This window comes from Bacillus timonensis, assembly GCF_004799755.1.
Taxonomy (GTDB): domain Bacteria; phylum Bacillota; class Bacilli; order Bacillales; family Bacillaceae_L; genus Ferdinandcohnia; species Ferdinandcohnia timonensis_A.
On record NZ_SLUB01000023.1, the window covers coordinates 46,538 to 66,635 of the forward strand.

Consider the following 20,098-nt stretch of genomic DNA (forward strand, 5'->3'; position numbering starts at 1 on the left):
TGAGATTGTGAAAGACAAAGAGATCATAGACGTCTTTGAACAGTCAGAAATAAATTTACTCGTAGAGCTACGAATGGGAAAAGGTTTCCAAGAAAAAGAATATGAAAAGTTAGTGAAGGCACTCACCGTCTGTGCGGATGAATGGGAGAGTCGTACAAGTATTCCGGGAGAAGTCGTCCATACTTTAGTTGGACTATACGATGAACTGTACAACTTTTCATTGATTTATGGTGATGAAGAATCAGTCCGGATAAAGCAAGCAGCCGAAAATACCAAAAAGCTGATTCAAAGATGTACGAAAGAGAAGGGTGAAATAGAACCCAAAAAAGCCATAGTGATTGCCAGGTTGATTGAGAAAATTAACGAAAACGGAAATTTTTTCGAAAAAATTTCAAAATGGCAAGGGACTGGATGAACACCAATTTGAAAAAATCTATCAGGAATTATCCGATATTATCGATAAGATTTATTCGTGGGAAGAAATTCCAAAAGTTTTGGTTAATATACTTATTGATTTTCGTGAATTAGATTTGTTTGTCGGTCAATATCAAGAAGAGTTCAAACAACCTGAAGAGGCAAATAAAATATATGATGCGTATGAACGGGTTTTTAGTTTAATTACTGGTTGAACCAGTGAGAGATGAGAAACATAACAGTTTGATATACAATAGATACATATGAGACCAGTGACACATAAGTACAAAGATGAGGGCCTAAGCCTCAGTGCATTAAATCATTACTGTGCATGGGTTCAGACCATAAATTCCTAGAACTTGCTGAATTTTTTGAGGAGTACATGGACGAAATAAAGGAAGCCTATCCTAGTTATGTGACTAAAAAGTACCGTATAAAAAGAACTATTTTCCAACTTGGCTAAAAATGCAATAACTTATAGAGATATGGGGACAGTCAAATAAGGATTACCGTTGTGACCTTTCTAATATCTTAAAGACACAAAACACAAAAAACTTTGACCATATCATTCCACTGAATTTATATAGAACTAATGATGCTTTCCAATTATTGTGTGTGAAATGTAATAAATCTAAAGGGGATAGGTATACTTTAACAAGATCAGTAACTGCTCCTTTTTGGAACTATTAATCGTTAAAGATAGGTGATAATTATGTTATGTGAATGTGGTGGGGTATTGTCAGTGATTAGAATTGAAAAATACCCAGAAAACCTGAAAGATAAAATCAACTACGACCGTCTTTGTGACGTGGTGTGTCTTTCATGTGGTAAAGTTATATACAGCCAACCTTATGATTTCGGTAAAAAGATAAATAAGGTTAGGAAGATTGATCAGAATTAGATTGATTTTTTTCGGTTATTTTCTTATGTAATTTTTAAGACCTTTTCAATCATTTCAGTAGTTTATTTTTCGAAAATTAAATGGTTGTGAGCTATATTATTTCTTGTTGGGGTTAATTGAAAAAGACGAGGATATAGATTTGAGGGAATTGAAGTGGTCAAAGTTAGGAAAACCTTATAAAAACTTAATAATTGGTGATAGTGTAATTGTTCAAACTTAGTTGTAGTATAAGAACTTCTAATCTTAGTTGAAATAATAAATTGCCAATGTTCACCATATTCTTTTTCTATTTGGTTCCTTGCAAATAACCTCATACGGTTTTCAATTTTATAAAAAATACCGTAAGCTTCTTTTATGAGGGCGACCGTTCTTTGTTATCATTTACGTACCCCCCTTTACATTGAACTATTGGACAAATGTATTTAACACCCTTTAAGAAAGTAATGAATTCCTTGTGAACTTCTATAAAAAAAGTAAGGACGTTACCATAATTGAAAACGTCCTTAGTTGTATTATACAAAAGAAGAATTAAATTACTTTTGTTATTTTGCTATTATTTAAGTCTATTAAATAGCTTTCCTTTGCATTTCCTTGGTCGTCGCCCACCCTTTCCTCATACTCATGGAGTGGAGAATTTTTAATGATTTCATCTAAATCTTTAAAGGCAACTTTCCATACTCCTGTCATAGGTACAACTTTTATATTGGTATCAGGATACCGCTGTGATTTACTTTTCTTAAAGTATCTAATCGCTACCCAATCAACCCAAAAATAAATGACTAAATCAGGATAATATTCCCTATATCTATCCGCATCATTCTTGTTGAAAGTTACGGTATACTGCGGATTATATCCATATTTCCATTGAGCACTAAAAAAAGGTGTGTTTTGGGTTTTTAAATCTGCTAATTCTGATTCTAAAAAATTAGATAGGTCTGGAGCATATTTATTAGTTTCCTTTTTAGGATTAATAATTAACCCTAACTGGTGACCATATTTATCAACAAAAACTTTTTCTTTATCTTCTCCATGAGTACACCAAGTACCTTTATTCTGTAAATCAATTTTTGTTATTAAATGCCTGTTTATTGCAAAATAAAAGTGCAGAGCTTTGCAACAGAAAAATGCAGAGTGCTGCACTTTATTTAATGAGTGCATAAAAAAAGACTTGCCAGTCACCCCAAGTCACACTACATTAATTGTGTCGAGCAATTTATTGTAGTGGAGGTAGAAAGGATGCTAGCAATGTCTGATATTAATTGTATCAAACACTTACGTAACAAAAAAGGATTATCAATAACAAAAATCAAGGAAACTTTAGGGATTAATTGGAGGACAGCTAAGAAGTATGCTGACGAAGTTCAATTACCTAAATCAAAGATAAAGAAATCTAAAGGTATGATGCATTCTGAAAAATGGGGGGAAATCGTTTCAGATTGGCTTTTTGAAGATAGTAAATTAAAGAAAAAATTACGAAGAACAAAAAAGCAGATATTTAAAGATCTTCAGGAGCTTGGATTTGAAGGTTCATATAGAACAGTATGTTACTTCATAACAGATTGGGAGAATAGTCATAATGAGGAGCTCGATAAAGGACATGAACGATTAGAACATCCCCCAAGTGAAGCTCAAGTAGATTTTGGTGTAATGGAAGTTGTTAAAGATGGTGAGTTTGTGGATACTCATGTGTTAGTAATGTCGTATCCTTACAGTAATGCTGGATTTGCTGTACCATTGCCATCTGAGAATCAGGAATGCTTTCTTGAAGGGTTGAAACTTTTATTTAAGCAATCAGGAGGAGTTCCTAGAAAAATTCGGATTGACAATTTAACTCCAGCCGTTAAGAAGGTCAGATCCAAAACCGAAGAGGCTCAGCTAACGGATGCCTTTATCCAATTCCAAAATCATTATGGATTTGAAGTGCAAGTTTGTAATCCACGTAAAGGTAATGAAAAAGGAAGCGTTGAAAATAAGGTAGGATATATTCGATACAACTTCTTTACAACATCACCAGTTATGAATAGTTATGAGGATTTTACAGAAACACTTCGTGTTCAATTGGAAAAAGACCGCCAAAGACTTCACTATGAGAAAGAAGTTTTGATCGAAGATCTTTGGAATGATGAGAGGAACTATTTGCTTGAGTTACCTGAGGAGGACTATCCAGTTTTTAAAGAGATTGAAGCAAAAGTTAATAAATATAATGAAGCAAAGCTAGATAATACATTAATACATATCCCGAAAGCATCAAATTACCCTTTCATATACTTTGTAGTGACTTGGGATAAGTATAAAGCTGTATCACCCGATGGAGAAATTCTTTTTGAAGATTTTAGGCCATATATGAACAAGAAGAGAGCTATTCCATGGCTATCTATTTTCAAGGATTGGATTCGAAAACCAAGAGCGGTTTCTTACTCAAGATATCAAAAATACTTACCAGGCCGCATTAATGAGTATCTTATGGTTGAAGATCTAGTCGTCAGGAAAGAAAGATTAATAGAAATAGTAAACTTACTGGTTACACATGATATAAAAAGAATAAATGAGGAATTTTATGATTTGATTTCCGGTAACAACGAAAATCCCTTCGGGTTAGATTGGAATGAGTATGATGCATTGGCTCCTACCGGAGGTGAGCAATGATGAGCGATCAAATCCGTTCTATGTGTAAGTCTTTAAGACTCGCTTATGTGTCTGAAATTTATGATTCGATTCCTTTCGAATCTCCTTCCCAATTTTTAGAGGCATTATTTAAGGAAGAGTTTAGACTACGTGAAAAAGCAAAGGTGCAACGCTTAATTAAAAATGCCAGGTTTTTAGACTCGAAGAGTTTAAGTAATTACGAATGGACTGAGAGGATTAGATTTCCAACACAGATTGATAAGGATGGTTTAATGAGCCTTGATTTTATCAAACTGAAACAAAATGTAGTTTTAATTGGGGCTCCTGGGACTGGGAAATCACATTTAGCAACCGGATTAGGAAGAAAAGCATGTGAATTGGGATATGAGGTTAGGTTCTATCGTGTATCCACACTTATCGAGCAATTGGAACAAGCACTGAAACAGGATAAATTGCCTTCCTTTAGGAAGAAATTTGAAAAGGTAGAATTAATCATTCTTGATGAAATGGGTTATCTACCTTTTAGCAAGGAAGGCTCAGAACTACTATTTCAGCTTATCGCTGACTGGTATGAACAGAAAAGCCTGATAATCACTTCTAATCTTGAATTTAGTCAATGGAATCGGATTTTTATTGATTCTAGACTAACGGCTGCATTAGTGGATCGTTTAATTCATCATGCCCACGTATTAACTTTTAATGGTGGAAGTTATAGATTATCGAACGCTTTATCACGGGCAAGATAAGTTGAAAAAATTGGGTGGCAAAACTCTGCAAAATTTATTGCGCAACTATGCACTTTTTTCTTGCAAAATACAATGCCCCTGAATGTCAAACATTTGCCCCTGATCCTTTGCCATATATTCACTCCTTTTAGTTTTTTTTCTAAAGTGAAATTACATATTTTCTTCTAAAAAGTTACTCCACATTCTTTCGCCAGACTGACCATATTTTGCAATGAACTGGGCAGTAAGTTCTTCACGTTTCTTTTCTATTAATTCCTTTAAAGTAAGGCCTCCACGATCTTCGAAATTATTAGCAATGAAAATGGTTAGAGACCAAAGTTTTCTGTAACATTCAGAGTCATTGGAAATAAACTCCCAAAAATCACGACCAGCTTCAAAATCAAAACTTAAATATTGTTGAGTGATTCCACTTACACGACCAGGTTTGCCATATCCAATGCCCAAAAGTCCAGCTGAACCAGGTGCTCGTCTTATTGCCGATTGTAATTCACTACTAATTTGAACACAAATATCTTTATTAACCGTATTTGGGCCAGATTTCATTTGTATGTACCAACGCACAGGTACTCCAAATTCATTTTCCTTCACTATTGAAATGTCGGCTCCACCTACCCCAGTTGTTTCACAAAAAGCAGTAGCTATTTTTTGCATGGTATTTCCAAATCCAGTGCTAGTTGAACGTTCAATCCGTGCATTTAGCATATATTCAACTAATTCACTTGCCGAATTTAATTCAGCAGCCGTCCCCACCAATTTCATTAAGATGGGATTTGGAGTCAAGTCGTCCAAGTGTAGATTTCGTAAATTTTTAAATACGTTGTTTAAATACTTTATCATGATATCATGGATTTCGGGTGTGATATCTGTACCGTCTATTTTTCTAATACTACTATCGCCGTACATGTCTTCCTCCAAAAAAAATAAGATACGGGAAAAATGTCCCATATCCTATATTACCATATCTTTTACAATTTCTCGTTCAGAAGTTTCAATGTTATCTAACATTTCGTGAATGGACTCTCCTAATACTTGAGCCAAACGAGTTGGAACTGCATTTCCTATTTGTGTATATTGTTGAGTAAGAGTTCCGGCAACATAGTAGTCCTCTGGGAATTCTTGAATTGCCAGATATTCTTGGATACTTAATGGACGGTCTTCATAGGGATGTCCCAGATTTGTACTCTTTTGAGCTGGAGAAGTAAGGAGGGTTGGTGCAGGTTTTTTTACGTCGATACGTCTAAAAAACCCTACTTTACCTCCCCCAGACTTGTAAGCCCCGCCCATAGCTTCTTTTACAATTTCTTCACCAAATTGGCGAAGATCTCTCCAATTTCCTCCACCTTGTGGTATCATTTTCATCCATTTTAACCGATCAGCTGAATAATTTACATGAGTATGTTTTTCAATTTGTAATTCACTTAACACGTCACCGACAGTTCTCCATAGTTTTTTTCCGTCAGAACCATTTTTATCATGTGTCGGCTCTGGAAACTTAAATTCAGTATTTAAATCATTTCTTACTCCAACAATAAACACACGTTCACGGGTTTGAGCCACTCCATAATTCGCAGCATTTAACAATTCAACACTCACTTTATAGTTACCGAAATGTTCTAGTATGTGACGAAATGCACTCCCTTGTTGCTCGTCAGGTTCTAGCGGCCTTTTTCCTCTTTCGTTTATTGGAACGTGCTTTAATGCTGATGAAAGCAGTCCTCTAACATTTTCAAGTAAGAAAACTTTTGGCTGAACTTCTTGAACTAGATCGGCAAACTTTATCATGGCTTGTCCTCTAGGGTCTTCAAATGCTTGTCTTTTCCCAGCAGTGGAGAATGATTGACAAGGACTTCCACCAATAAATAAGTCTAATTCTTCGTCTTCTGATAGACCAGCTTCTTCGTATAAACGTTCACGACAATAATCCATGACATTTCCTTGTTTTACTGTAAGGTAAGGAAAATTGGTTTGGAGAGTTTCACAATAAGTTGGTTCAATCTCAACAGCAAGTTTCACGTCAAATCCAGCTTTTTTTATACCAATATCTAATCCACCTGCACCTGCAAATAATGATATAGCTTTTTTCTTCATTTTTTTACACCTACTAATGCTTGTACTATTTTCATAGGTTTATTATATCATTTATCTCCAAGTCGGTCCAGTAATTTAATTTTCCATCTAAAAGGATAGGTTCCAAATTAGGTTCCTTGTTGGGGGATCCAAGGACGTTCTTTCTGGTAACATTGCATTAGGAACAATGTACAAGTAAGAAAACTTGAAAACAATGACTTTTCAAAACTTGTAGAAAGGGAATGGTTTCACATTTCCATTTTTACTTGGAATATCCTTAAAGATTACCCTATGGTATTCTATTCTTATGATTTGAAAAAGCAGTATTTATCTAATAATCTTCATTACTATCAATTACGTCATGATGAATTGGATACAATAAAATACGAGCTTATTAGTGACGAATTGTACGAGATGAATAATAATCCTCTTTTCAGCGATACAAAGAAACTTCGGTATGGTAAAGGTATAAGACTAGAAAAGGGTAGAAATATTGCAATTCCTGAGTGGCCTTTAAAGAAAGGATTTGCAGATTATGCTTTGTTTATTGGGCTAGAATTAGTAGCAATAATTGAAGCAAAAAGGAAAAGTAAGAACATATTATCAGATATTGAACAAGCGGAAAATTATGCACGGTTAGTTGTTCAACATGATGATGAGATTTTTGTAAAACTTATGGTGATTATTTTGTACCGTTCTTATTTGCTACTAATGGTAGGACTTTTTTAAAACAGCTGGAAGAGAAGTCTGGCATATGGTTTTTAGACGCAAGAAAGCCTACAAAATATCCACGTCCCTTAAAGGCATGGTATTCACCTAGTGGTTTGAAAGAATTATTAAAACAGGACTTAGAGAAAGCTACGGAGCAATTATAAGATGAAGCGCTTGATTTTTAAACTTACGCCCATACCAAGAAACTGCAATTAAATCCGTTGAGAATGCATTATCAAAGGGAAAAAGAAATTTTATTCGCGATGGCTACCAGCGCTGGTAAAAGCAGAATGGCTATAATGGATTAATTTATCGTCTAATAAAACACAATCGTTTTACACGTGTATTATTCATTGTTGATAGGTCTGCGCTTGGTCGCCAAGCAGATAGTGCATTTAAGGATTCTAAATAGATGGATGCATTGGTTTGCCAGGTTCAGCACTAAACAGTAAAAGGCGATCTTCGACTTCCCACTAATCACCTAGCTTCAATTTTTCTCTTATTGACATATTGAACGCTTCCGAAGTAAGCCCATAGCGATAAGATTAAAGCAGCGAAGGATTTACTTGATCAAGCTGGTCAAACCGTCGGATAGGAAAGAAATTGCTGGTATTGATAGAATTCCTATTAGAATAGTATTTCCTGAACCAAAATAGTAAAACGCCTAGGAGATGTTCCTAGGCTTACTTCTATTACAATCTAAAACACAGAACCTTTTATGCTATATAAGATAACATAACTCCTTATAACGAATCGTTCCTTATTATTTCTTTTAATTCTTCTATGTTATATGCAGGTTTACGTTTATGCAGCATTGCATGACAATTTGGACAGACCGGTTTAAGATCTTCAATTGGATTCACAGCATATTCTTCTCCAATCGTACTGATTTCAATTTCATGGTGAACATGTATAAAGTTCATTCCGATTTCCCCATATACCTTTTCAAAGTTAATGTTGCATATAACGCAATCATACCCATAGAAATCCAAACAGGCTTGTCTTGCAGAAGGGTTGCGCTCGTACTTATTTAATGTTACCTCCTTTCTAGCACCCTCTATAAAACGTCTGCGTCTCTCACCTCTGAACTTTTCTGGTACATTTGTCAAATCGGTTGTAAAGCCCCATACCACATGTGCCGGTTTAGTATCCTCGAAATCCTTAACATAGCCAAGACCCTGAAATACAAAATCAACATTTGTATTGTCATCTCTAGTAAAAATGTATACCTCATTCACACCGTTCATCATTTGCTGCATGGAAGGAGTATGTATTGTTTCTGTCCCTTTGCTAAACCAGTATAAGTTGTCTGGTGTAAGATTGTTAGGGTAGTTATGTCCTGTTCTACCCGCTGTGCCTAAATTGGCAAATATAAAGTAACAGCCTTCATATGAAGCATAACCAGTTCCCCATATACCACCTACACTATTTGGCTCTGGATGACCTATGAATGATTTAACATCCTTCCGGCTGTATTTCTGTCCTATTACAAATTTATACTTCATGATAACCCCCATAAAATAGTTTAATTTATTTTTGTAACGCAACCTACTGGTAATTTCATTAATATTATTACTTATATTTCTTTGAGAAACAAATATTATTGCTGTAAACGCTGGAATGTCGCTCACTTTTTAATTAAAACATTCTTTATCGATTGATGTGATATGTTTTGTGGAAAGATTTTTGCATTTTACTTTATAGAAATAGCATTAATAGGACAGGTACAAATTTATAGACATGTAAATAATCCAAAATGGTGGGCAGTTATTATTGAAAAAGATGATTCAGTACTTCATATGCCAATTACAGCGGAGGTATATTTTTCAATATTAATAAAAATTTTAGATTTAAATTTAAAACTCATGAATTTACTAAATAAATAAAGAAAGGAGTTAAAAAGAAATGGATGATATTTTTTTACCAAGCTCGTTGTGATAATTGTGGAGAGTTTTATCATAAAGATGCAATGGTTGGACGCTACTGTGGTCAAAAAACTCTTTGAAAGTATTAGTAAGTGCAGTTTTTACTCTTTTTTTAAACTATTTTAATAAAATAATTTCAACTGACAAATAATAAATAATTTTTTATTAGATAAGGCTATGAAATTGGAATTTTATTGTTAGAAACCGGATTAAATTAGAAATATAGCTTGTAATACATTAACAATAGAAATAAAATTTAGGTATAGTAATTTTTCCCTATACACTTTATACAATCTGATGAAATAATAACTCTTGTTTTTAAGAAATTTTCATATTTATTGAATTTAATTGTAAACGAATTCAAAGAAATAAAAGATTTACATATTGGGTTATAAAATTATAGAGAAGGGGAGGGTAAAGTGGGAACTAAAATAACGACTAACGAGAATTCCCTAATCAACTATGATAGTTGGAATCAAGTTTTATGCGAACATTTCTTTGGAAAGAATAATGAGAATAACATAGTTTATTTATATGTTAATGAGAATCTCGTAAAAAGGTTAGGATATAAATTAGGATTAAATGAAAATCAGGCGATGCCTTCGTTTTGTAAAAGTGTACGTTCATATGGTAGAAATGAACCTGATATGGTATTCGACAAGGCTTTTATATGGGGAAGAAAGTGGTATAACCAAGGTCAAATAGGTTTTCCGCCATTTATAGGAGTATTAGCCTTAACTGTATTAGCAGCAACTAAAATGAAGGGGAATAGGAAAATTGGAATAGGCGCGGGAAATTATTATCTCAGATTAAGAAATCTCTTAGAACTAAATGGTGAGGGAAAACCGTTATACTTTGAGAAAACTAAGACTTTATGGTTTTACCTTACTCAATGGCAAAAAGAGAATAAAGGGAGATTTGGTTTCACAAACGTATTTCGATATGGCCAAGCATATATTGGTTACCCCATGTCACAGTGTTTGATTAAAGATGCTGATAGACAAATACTTTATGAGTTTTTCTATTGGGCGGGGCTTAGACCGGGACTAAAAGTACAAGCTAATGCAATAAAAGAGCAACTGGAATTATTCCTTTCAACAAAAGTCAACCGACTTTCAAGACTATTTTTTAACAAGAATAAAGGAATACAAGAAGGAATAATACAGGCATTACTATTTGAATATCAAAACTGGAATGGAACTAATAATAACGTTGAGCCACAAGGGAGTTTAGTCGAAAAACACGAAAAAAATAAACCAAAAAAGTATAATTTATTTTTACGTATAGATGAAGATAAGCAATCTAACTTTTTTAATCCAAAGTTAAAATTAGGCTTTTTTGCTATTGTCGATGAGGACACTGTTTTAGAAGAAAGTATCGAAAAGAAAGAACTAGAGGGATTTATGTATAATAATAACACTTTTTATAAGGAGGTTAATTCAAATCAGAACCATATAATAGCTGACAAGCATTCATATTCACTTTTTAATAGCCAACTTGAATTTGTTTTTAAAGGAGGAAATCTGTTTTTCTTTAATCGAGGAACTGATATAGGTATAAATGCCTGGATTAACAGGGAGAGCGTAGTAAAGGGGAAAGATCACCTTGTATTATTTAGCTCTGAGGTTGAAAAAGAAATAAGAAGTTGGGTTGATTTAAATGGATTCTTAAATAAGGAAATCTCAATTTCAAACCTATCTTCTTTTTGGAAATGTTTAATAATTAAAATCCATGAAAAGGAAATTATTGGTTCACAATTTTTAGAAAATCATTTTGTTTTTACTCAAGCTCAAGATAAAATATCATTAAAAGATGGACTTAAAGTAGGGAATATGGAATGGTTATTAGATGCACCGCCACAGGTATCTATAGTAACTTCCCCAAAAACAACTATATATATAAACGATGTTCCAGTATTTTCTTTAATAGACGGAGAGGATACTATTAATTTTCGGAATCTTCATTTAATAGAATCCAAAATTTATAAAATTCGTTTTAATGATACTGAGAAAACAATTCTATTAAAAAATAATCATGAAAATTTAATTACATTTTCAGATTTTAAACCTAAGGAATATTCTGATGGAAACCTTAAAATTGCAGGCACATATATATACGATTCGTTGGAGGATTACCCTAGACCGTATAAACAAAGAGGATATAAAGCTTTTTTAAGTACAAAAGATACTAACACCACAAAAGTTATCCCGAAGTTTATTAATGCTATGCCTTTTAATATAAATCGTAGCTACAAGGATATAGGGGTTACTTTTAGTGGAAATGTTACTACAGTTGTTCGCCCTATAGATTTATTCTTTGAATATCTAACTATTAGAAAAGAGGGGAACTGGGAATCATTTCTAAAAGGAGTAAAATGGTGTTTTGGGTCTCAGAATATAGGTTTGACATCTTATAAGGTAAGGCAAAAGCTTTCTCAACTAGGGTTTGTTGAATTTATAAGGGATGGGGATTCTAATAAGTACTTTTGGAACGTAATTCCCATGTCAATTGCGGTTATGCCTTCTAATGACCCATTAGTTTATTTAACTGGTGGCCGAACTAGAGAATCAATTGATCAATTAAAGAACTTAACCGAAGGAAAAATAAAGCTTTTACAGGCTATACCTTTATCACAATATGAACCCTTATCAATATATTTATTGGGTAGTACGGTAGAGAGTCTAAAAGAATTTTTTAATACCTTAAGTATTAATTTTAACTGGGGGTTAGATTATTTTAGTTATGATTTATTGAGATGTTTACCTACCCTAAACGATTATATAAGTAATGCAAGAGAATATCCGGAGCCAAGAGGTACTAATACTTATTGGGTAGTTAAAGGCTGGGATTTATTTAGTCATAGTTGGATTAAAGATAAAGATTCTCCTTTAAAAATATATGCAAATAGCTTTGGCCAATATATTTGTCTTTATAAGACATCCAATAATAAAACAATAAAATTAGAAAGAGCAATAGGTAAACTTTATTTAGCGCAACAACAAAGGCAACGGTCTTTACAATATAAAAATTATGAATTAAAGGTCAAACAGGGATATGAGTTACCGGAGCTATACGAGAGAGTATTAACTTCTTGTGTAGGACAATGCCCAATAGAAAGTAATGGCTATAGGGTCTATAGAAATGTTCCACATGAAGTTGCTTTATCTTTAGCATATAAATTAGGTATTGAAATTAATTATAATAAATAGGGTGGTTTAATATGAATGATGTTCTTGGTATTTTTAATAGAATGAGAGATATGTATATAAGGTATATGGATAGCCCTTTTGCATTAGGTCATGAAAAGTTAATGGAAGAGCGGGAAGCTATATTAAGTAAAGAAGGCAATATATATCAATATCCATATATTGAGGCATTGCCTCCTTTTAAAAGCTCTAATAAAAATGTTGCGGATGCTTGTAAATCAATCGGATGGGCTACTGATTTCGGAGAATTTGCCTCAAAAGGCCTTTTTGGTAAAAATCATAAACTACATTTACACCAATTTGAAGCTTTTAAGGAAGTATTAAAAAACAACAAAAATGTTGTTGTCACTTCAGGTACAGGTTCTGGGAAAACAGAAAGTTTCCTACTCCCTCTAATTGCTAATATTTTAAATGAGGCAAAAGGGTGGGAAAAGCCAGGAGAAAAGACAAATCCTTGGTGGCAATTAGGGGATAAATGGCATCCGATGAGAGGTAATGAAAAACGAGATTCAGCTATTAGAGGGTTGATTCTATATCCTTTGAATGCCTTAGTTGAGGATCAGTTGGTAAGGTTAAGAAAGGCGTTAGATAGCGATGAAGCAAAAGAGTGGCTTGACAAAAATAGAGGTGGAAACAGAATCCATTTTGGTAGGTATACTGGTAAAACTCCAATTCCAGGGGAACCCTCCAATAAGAATAAAGTTAAGAAACTTAAAGAAATAAGCATACAACTATATAGGAAGCAAAATCAATTAGATAAATATTTTAGAGAATTAATTCAGAGTATTAACAGTGAGCCTACCTATGAAATAAAACAAAAGATAAAACTTGAATTAAATAGTGAGTTAAATAGTGAATTATTAAAATCAGAAACATGGAGTAAAGATGAAGTTCTTTTAATAAAAACTAGATTGAAACAAAAATATCAGGAAAAATTAACATTTATTAATCAAATTGGCGGGTCTGAAAGTATATCTAGATGGGACATGCAAGAATATCCACCAGATATTTTTATCACTAACTTCAGTATGTTGAATATCATACTCACTAGGTCGATTGAACAGAAAGTGTTTGATAAAACAAAACAATGGTTGGAAAAAGACCCGAATAATGTTTTTTATTTAATCTTAGACGAATTACATACCTATAGGGGAACTGCGGGTACAGAGGTTGCCTATGTTATTAGAGCTTTATTAAGCCGGTTAGGACTTTCACCTGAAAGTCCCCAACTGAGAGTTATTGCTACAAGTGCCTCTTTAGATGAGGGTGGTAAAGAATTTTTAGAAGATTTTTTTGGTATTCCTGTGGATAAATTTGAAATTATAACAGGGGCTAGAGAAGGAGTGAATTTATTTCATTTAAATACGTCTTTTAGAAATAACGCTAAAGCATTCATAGATTATTACAATTTATGTAATAGTGACTTTGTCAAAGCAGTTGAAGGACTATGTAAAGAATTTAATAAGCCTTTTGATAGCTATAACATCGAGGAATCCTTATATAAAGTACTTAATGAATCAGGGGTATTAAATGAGTTTTTAAAAGTATGCGAAAAGCCAAAATCATTAAAAGAGCTTAACAATAAAATATTTGGTTTGAATTGTGAATCAATAAAAGCCATAGGTGGACTTCTTCATGCAATAATTAATGTAAAAAAAGATGGAGATGTTTTATTACCTATTAGAGCTCATTTGTTCTTTAGGAACTTTCAGGGGCTTTGGGCTTGTTCAAATCCTGAGTGTTCAGCGGTAGATGAAAAATTCCAGTATAAGGACAGAAAGATAGGTAAACTTTATAATCAACCTAAAGTTCAATGTAGTTGTGGTTCAAGGGTTTTAGACTTTTATTATTGTCAAAATTGTGGAGATTCCTTTTTAGGAGGATACAAAAGTAAAGGAGAAGGGGAAGATGTTTATTACCTATCCGCCGATTATCCTAATCTGGATTCTTTGCCAGATAAGATACCTTTTCAAAAAAAATACGGTGAATATGCACTTGTTTGGCCATCTTTAAATATTGATGATGATATAAAAACATGGCAGAGAACTCTTGATAATGGAAAAGGTAAACTAAAATTCTCGTGGACAAAGGCAAACTATGAAAACAAAATTGGTAAAATTAAGAGGGATATTAGTTTTGATAAACATAACGCTTATTTATTTTTAATAGAAGGGGATGAACAAAGTAGAAATCAAATGCCTGCTTTTCCAATTAAATGTCCTCACTGTGCTGATGACTGGGAATCAAAAGGTCCCCTTACAAAAAACGAACCATTAGAGAGTACTAAGAGAACTAGATCTCCAATAAGGGGACAAAAAACAGGTTTTGATATGATAGCACAAGTTATGCTAGATTCTCTAATGAGAGAATTACCTGATAATGAATCACCTAAATCAGTATTATTTTCAGATAGTCGTCAAGATGCAGCTAAACTTTCTGCCAAAATCGAACTAAATCATTACTATCATCTTTTAAGATACATTGTTGTTTCTGTAATGGGGAACGAACAAATTCCTTTAAAGTCATTTGTAAAACAACTCCAGAATCATGAGTTAAGCGATAATGAGAAATTAAAGGCAGAAGAGTACCTTTATAACCACAATAGTCAAGCTATGTTGCTACAGTTATATCATCTCGGAGCACTTTTAGAACAGCAAAAGGAACAAGCAAAAAAAATACTTGATTCGATTGATAAGCCTGTAAAACTAATGGAATTATGGAAACCAATTGAACTTAGTTTAGTTAAATTGGGTATTAATCCTGGAGGAACAGACCGTTCATTAAATGAACTAGGTGGCTACAAATGGGTACAGCTTTACGATTGGAGTAACTTAGAACGTCCGGTACCTAGTCTTGAATCACACCCAGTAGAACTCGATGAATTAGGAAAGAAAATTAGAGATAACTTAAGAGATAATGTCCTCGCAAATGTACTTTTTTCTCAAAGAAAAAGGGATCTCGAATCATTATGTCTTGCAAGACTTACAACAGATTTCGATATGATACTGTCTGAAAAGATGGGGAAACAACCCGAATTTTGGAGGCAACTTATCGATAGTTCAATAAGGATACTCGGTGGACTAAGAAGATATGATTTAAACAGGTCTCTATCGGATAATCCACCAAGTTTATTAAAAAATTATTGGAAGGCTGTTGCAAAAGCAAATAATTTAAATGAGGAAGACCTAATTTTTAATGCTAAAAGAATCTTTGAAAATTTAAAAGGAGTAAAAAATTATTTAATAGTTTCTGATGAAATATATATTGTTCCTTCAGCAGAACATGTTTATGAATGTAAGAAGTGTGGTAGGAATCATCTTCATGCATCATGTAACGTTTGTACAGATTGTTTTTCATTCCTTGAGGAAAACACCATAGAAGGTATTAAAATTAATGATTACTATAGGTTTTTATCACAGGATAAGAAAACTTATAGAAGATTTCACTCAGAAGAGATGACAGGTCAAACTGATTCCGAACTTGCCTCAAAAAGGCAGCAATTATTCCAATCGATATATGATTTTGAGGATATACCATTAGTGGATGAAATTGATATTTTAAGTGTCACCACAACAATGGAGGCCGGGGTAGATATTGGTTCGCTGCGACTAGTGGCAATGTCTAATATGCCTCCACAAAGATTTAACTATCAACAACGAGTTGGTCGTTGTGGGCGAAGAGGTTCTGCACTCTCGATAAGTCTTACTTTGTGTAGAGGGCGAAGTCATGATGACTGGTATTTTTATAATTTAGATAAAATGACTGGTGATCCACCACCCCAACCATATATTGATTTGAAATCTCTGAAAATATTATCAAGAGTATTATATAAAGAGATGCTATTCCATGCATTTACTGAGACTGGACTGATTGAGGAGATCGATGGCGGGGATAGTGTGCATGGGGAATTTGGTCATAAAGACGATTGGGATTTATATAAAGATAGGATCCAATCCTATTTCCAGTCAAACGAGGGTAATAAGAGATTAAATAGTATAGTACAGGGGTTGTTATATCAATCTAAAGTACAAGACGAAGAGATACAGAAGCTTAAAACCGCTATTATTAAAGGTGAACTCACTGAGAAAATTACTAATGTTTCGAAGGATACTAGGTATTCATCAAACTCATTAAGTGAAAACTTGGCTGCTGCTGGCTTGCTCCCAATGTTTGGATTTCCAACGAGGGTTAGGTTATTTCATCATGATAAAAGATATAGAAATTTGCCTCCTCAATTTTTAGAAAGTGGAACAGTTGATAGGGATTTGGAAATAGCAATTAGTGAATATTCTCCAGGTTCAGAGATAATAAAAGATAAGGTTAAGCATAAAGCGGTAGGAATAGCACATTATTGGGTTAGAGGGAGACAAATTGTACCAGAAGAAAATCCACTAGGTACGATAAGAAATGTTGCAATATGTACAAATTGTCATATACTGTTTGACCAGGAAGAATTATTCCCTAAGAATTGTCCTTCATGTGGCACCCCTTTGGGCGAAGATGATAGTTTTATTTTTAGAAAGATCCCAATTTCAGAACCACAAGGATTTAGAAGTGAATGGATAAAGAGAGATTATAATGAAGAATTTGAATGGAGTTCTCGTGGTTCTGTTCCAAGGTTGGCTGATGATGCAGATATTAATCAGAATATAAAACAGTTATATAATATTAAATACTCGTCACAGGATGGGAATGTTTATTCTATAAATGACAATTATGGCCAATTATTTACATTCCAAAAAGCAATAAATCCATTTGACGGTTGGATAGAAACCAGTACAATTAATAAAGATGGGTTTAAGCCAATGCTTAAAGAAGACGCTATTGAGACTGTAGCTCTAGCTGCAATTAAAAATACTGAGGTATTAGTTCTTGGACCAAGAAATATAGAGTATGGAATATCCTTCGATCCAACAAATTTAGGTGTCAAGTCTGGCCTAATATCCTTTGGTTATTTGTTTAGAAGAGTTGCTTCCTCGATTCTTGATGTTGATGCAGATGAACTTCAAGTTGGGATAAGGGCAAAAGTAGATTCTTCCAAAAATCGTACTTTTGGAGAAATATTTATTGCAGATAGACTAATAAATGGTGCAGGATATTCAAAACACTTGGCGAATGAAAAAATTTTAGCTGAAATTATTAAGGATTTAACTGAAAAGTTTAATCATATTCCTTCTATTAAAGGTCATAATTGTGATACTTCATGCTATGATTGTTTGAGAACCTATGAAAATATGGGTTACCATCCTATTTTGGATTGGCGACTTGCTTTAGATGTCGCTTCAATTTTTAAGGACAGTACATTTATACCTAGTATAGATAGAAAATGGAAAGGTTTAGTTAAGAATGCACTTAACAGTATTCTAGTGAATTATGGAGGAACAACTGTTGAATGGAGTGATGAATTACCTATTTTAACCTTACCGTTCCCAGAAGAGTCAATTTCAATAATTTTTGTTCATCCTTTTTGGGAAAAAAGAAACAGAAGTGAATTTAATAATAGTTTACTAGCTGTAACTGAAAGGTACGAAAGTAAAGGTCATAGGATATTGAATTACGATATATTCGATTTAATAAGAAGGCCGAACTGGGTTATCATGAATACTATAGAGATAAAGAATCGTGATGGATCATTTATTTGGTGATGAAATGACTAGAATAAATAAAATAAAACCTTTTTAAGGATAGTTCATAAAGAAATAAATTAAATTCACTCTTAATAAACATAATTTCTGTTATTGTCCCCCCTCGGTTAAATCCTAGGGGGTATATTTTGTTACCAGTATCCCTTCGATAGTATGTTTAGCTAATTCATAACCTTTGTTTTTATTCAAATCCATAATATCACCCTGTACAATATTCAAATCTGGATGATTTATTCTAAGGCTTTCACAGTATGTTTCTATTTGTTCAACCATACAAGTGTTCTGTCGTTTATCAATTTTTATGCGATTGAACTTGATTTAGTAACTGTTGTAGGCTTTTTCTTCATTGTATATTCGATTGCAATTCTCCATTCACGTCCTTTCACTGGTCGCTTAATGGATATAAAGGGGAAAACTATGTCATGTATCCGGCCTTTTTTATACTAGCGATTGGGATGTTTCTCTTAAGCATCGCTCATAACAGTGTCACACTTCTTGTATCTGGTGCACTTATCGGGCTTGGATTTGGGAATATGCAGTCATGTACTCAAGCTGTAGCGATAAAGCTAACTCCCGCTCATCGCATGGGCACTCGCAACTTCGACTTACTATATTTTTTTAGAAGCAGGGCTTGGTTTTGATCCTTATCTATTAGGTTTTCTCATTCCGTTTACCGGATACAGCAAGCTGTATTCCATTTTAGGCATAGTTGCTTTAGTAAGTATTTTTCTTTATTTTTTCATGCATGGAAAGAAGGAGGCAACAATTCGAAAAAGTCAACCAACAAAAATGTCAATAATTCTAAACAACATAGGATTGACTATACTCGAGTTAATCAAGAAATAGATGGAATTGTACAATCTTGATACGAATAATCCATCATTTATACGAAAAGTGTGAGGTTATAGGCACTTCTATGACTATAGTTTGATAATAAGGTATTGCATTGTGCAATATCTTTATTTTTTTGTATTAAAGAAAATAATTGCTATTTAATATTTGTAAGCTGATTTCGTATTGGTGTAATAGTCTAATTTTTGAAATCTTTTTTGACTTATTAGTATGAAAATTATGGTAAAATTGATCTAGTACCAAAGAGGGGGATGTATATGTCAAGTTTTGAGGGTGTTATTTTTGATCTCGATGACACAATTATAGATACTGCTGAAATTAAGCATTTACGTAAAAGTCCTTGGAGTGAATGTTATAAATATATTCCAACTAAAACCTTTTCTTACTTTGGTAAAGAGTTATCATCAGTTATACAGGAAAGGAATTTAAAGGTAGGGATAGTTACTAATTCGCCAAGGTCTTATGCAACTAGAGTACTTTCTCAACACAATTTTTATTATGATGATTTAATATGTTTTCATGATTGTGAAAAAAGAAAGCCTTTTCCAGACCCCCTTTTAAAATGTTCTTTAAACTTAGGGGTTTCACCTAAGAATATTATCTCTATTGGTGATAGTATAAATGATATTATAGCAACGAAAAGAGCAGGAATGACATCCGTAGGAGTAACTTGGGGTGAATCAGCAAGGCTAGAATTAATAGAAACAGTCCCGGATTATATAGTTAATAATGCAATGGAGCTAATAAGTTTATTAAGGGAACTTTAAGGGGGGTTATGTTTTGTTTTCGTTATGTACAAAAGTAGAAAATATTATTATAGATATGGATTCTTTTGATGATAGTTATATTGCAAATCAAACATTTGTTAAATTGATTTACGACATAAAGGTGAAATATAATATTCTTTTATTGGGAACAGAAAAAACTAGTTTTATAGAAACAAAAATAATTAATACCGATATATCAGAGTACACTTCTTTTTCTTCCTTTATGAATGAATATAAGA

The 20,098-nt window shown here is 33.2% G+C and carries 12 protein-coding genes and 1 pseudogene; 9 read left to right on the forward strand and 4 right to left on the reverse strand.

Features of this window, described 5'->3' with window-relative positions:
* Positions 1-7 precede the first annotated feature (7 nt).
* The gene (locus E1I69_RS13450) at positions 8-415 is read left to right on the forward strand and encodes a hypothetical protein (RefSeq protein ID WP_136380098.1); all 408 of its coding nucleotides are present in this window, start codon (positions 8-10) and stop codon (positions 413-415) included.
* Between the two features lie 1,428 nt (positions 416-1,843).
* Here E1I69_RS13450 and E1I69_RS13465 read toward each other — a convergent pair.
* A complete protein-coding gene (locus E1I69_RS13465; protein WP_161974897.1) occupies positions 1,844-2,494 on the reverse strand; it encodes a hypothetical protein in 651 nt (216 codons plus the stop codon).
* Between the two features lie 57 nt (positions 2,495-2,551).
* Between E1I69_RS13465 and istA the strand changes: the two genes are divergently transcribed.
* Both istA and istB read left to right on the forward strand, forming a co-directional pair.
* Positions 2,552-3,961, forward strand: coding sequence for an IS21 family transposase (gene istA, locus E1I69_RS13470; protein ID WP_136380100.1), 1,410 nt, complete (start codon positions 2,552-2,554; stop codon positions 3,959-3,961).
* Positions 3,961-4,686: an IS21-like element helper ATPase IstB gene (gene istB, locus E1I69_RS13475; RefSeq protein ID WP_136380101.1), complete on the forward strand. Its 726-nt coding sequence runs from the start codon at positions 3,961-3,963 to the stop codon at positions 4,684-4,686. Before istA ends, istB begins: the two co-directional genes overlap by 1 nt.
* A 150-nt stretch (positions 4,687-4,836) precedes the next feature.
* Here the strand turns inward: istB and E1I69_RS13480 are convergent, their stop codons facing one another.
* Both E1I69_RS13480 and E1I69_RS13485 read right to left on the reverse strand, forming a co-directional pair.
* The gene (locus E1I69_RS13480) at positions 4,837-5,589 is read right to left on the reverse strand and encodes a PmeII family type II restriction endonuclease (protein WP_161974898.1); all 753 of its coding nucleotides are present in this window, start codon (positions 5,587-5,589) and stop codon (positions 4,837-4,839) included.
* 45 nt (positions 5,590-5,634) lie between these two features.
* Positions 5,635-6,774: a DNA cytosine methyltransferase gene (locus E1I69_RS13485; RefSeq protein ID WP_136380103.1), complete on the reverse strand. Its 1,140-nt coding sequence runs from the start codon at positions 6,772-6,774 to the stop codon at positions 5,635-5,637.
* A gap of 393 nt (positions 6,775-7,167) precedes the next feature.
* Here E1I69_RS13485 and E1I69_RS13490 point away from each other — a divergent pair, with 393 nt between their 5' ends.
* Positions 7,168-7,482, forward strand: coding sequence for a type I restriction endonuclease (locus E1I69_RS13490; RefSeq protein ID WP_161974899.1), 315 nt, complete (start codon positions 7,168-7,170; stop codon positions 7,480-7,482).
* Between the two features lie 725 nt (positions 7,483-8,207).
* Here E1I69_RS13490 and E1I69_RS13495 read toward each other — a convergent pair.
* On the reverse strand, positions 8,208-9,095 hold the full coding sequence (locus tag E1I69_RS13495; RefSeq protein ID WP_278186164.1) for a DUF3427 domain-containing protein: 888 nt from the start codon (positions 9,093-9,095) through the stop codon (positions 8,208-8,210).
* Between the two features lie 713 nt (positions 9,096-9,808).
* On the opposite strand from E1I69_RS13495, the gene E1I69_RS13500 reads away from it, so the two are divergent.
* The 5 genes and pseudogenes from E1I69_RS13500 to E1I69_RS24805 form a co-directional block, all read left to right on the forward strand.
* Positions 9,809-12,598, forward strand: coding sequence for a hypothetical protein (locus E1I69_RS13500; protein WP_136380105.1), 2,790 nt, complete (start codon positions 9,809-9,811; stop codon positions 12,596-12,598).
* An 11-nt stretch (positions 12,599-12,609) separates the two neighbouring features.
* Positions 12,610-18,240, forward strand: a complete 5,631-nt coding sequence (locus E1I69_RS13505; protein ID WP_136380106.1) for a DEAD/DEAH box helicase — start codon at positions 12,610-12,612, stop codon at positions 18,238-18,240.
* A gap of 264 nt (positions 18,241-18,504) precedes the next feature.
* Positions 18,505-19,086: pseudogene (locus E1I69_RS24985) on the forward strand (MFS transporter); the annotation flags it as partial.
* Positions 19,087-19,349: 263 nt separating this feature from the next.
* A complete protein-coding gene (locus tag E1I69_RS13515) occupies positions 19,350-19,859 on the forward strand; it encodes an HAD family hydrolase (protein ID WP_161974900.1) in 510 nt (169 codons plus the stop codon).
* Positions 19,860-19,872: 13 nt separating this feature from the next.
* A partial coding sequence (locus E1I69_RS24805) for a hypothetical protein (protein ID WP_207308549.1) occupies positions 19,873-20,098 on the forward strand: 226 nt, incomplete at its 3' end.

What these genes read in the sequence shown, in the direction of transcription:
- istA (WP_136380100.1), top strand. Translation starts at nt 2,552, where the DNA reads ATGCTAGCAATGTCTGATATTAATTGTATCAAACACTTACGTAACAAA.
- istB (WP_136380101.1), top strand. Translation starts at nt 3,961, where the DNA reads ATGAGCGATCAAATCCGTTCTATGTGTAAGTCTTTAAGACTCGCTTAT.
- E1I69_RS13480 (WP_161974898.1), bottom strand. Translation starts at nt 5,589, where the DNA reads ATGTACGGCGATAGTAGTATTAGAAAAATAGACGGTACAGATATCACA.
- E1I69_RS13485 (WP_136380103.1), bottom strand. Translation starts at nt 6,774, where the DNA reads ATGAAGAAAAAAGCTATATCATTATTTGCAGGTGCAGGTGGATTAGAT.
- E1I69_RS13490 (WP_161974899.1), top strand. Translation starts at nt 7,168, where the DNA reads ATGAATAATAATCCTCTTTTCAGCGATACAAAGAAACTTCGGTATGGT.
- E1I69_RS13505 (WP_136380106.1), top strand. Translation starts at nt 12,610, where the DNA reads ATGAATGATGTTCTTGGTATTTTTAATAGAATGAGAGATATGTATATA.
- E1I69_RS13515 (WP_161974900.1), top strand. Translation starts at nt 19,350, where the DNA reads ATGTCAAGTTTTGAGGGTGTTATTTTTGATCTCGATGACACAATTATA.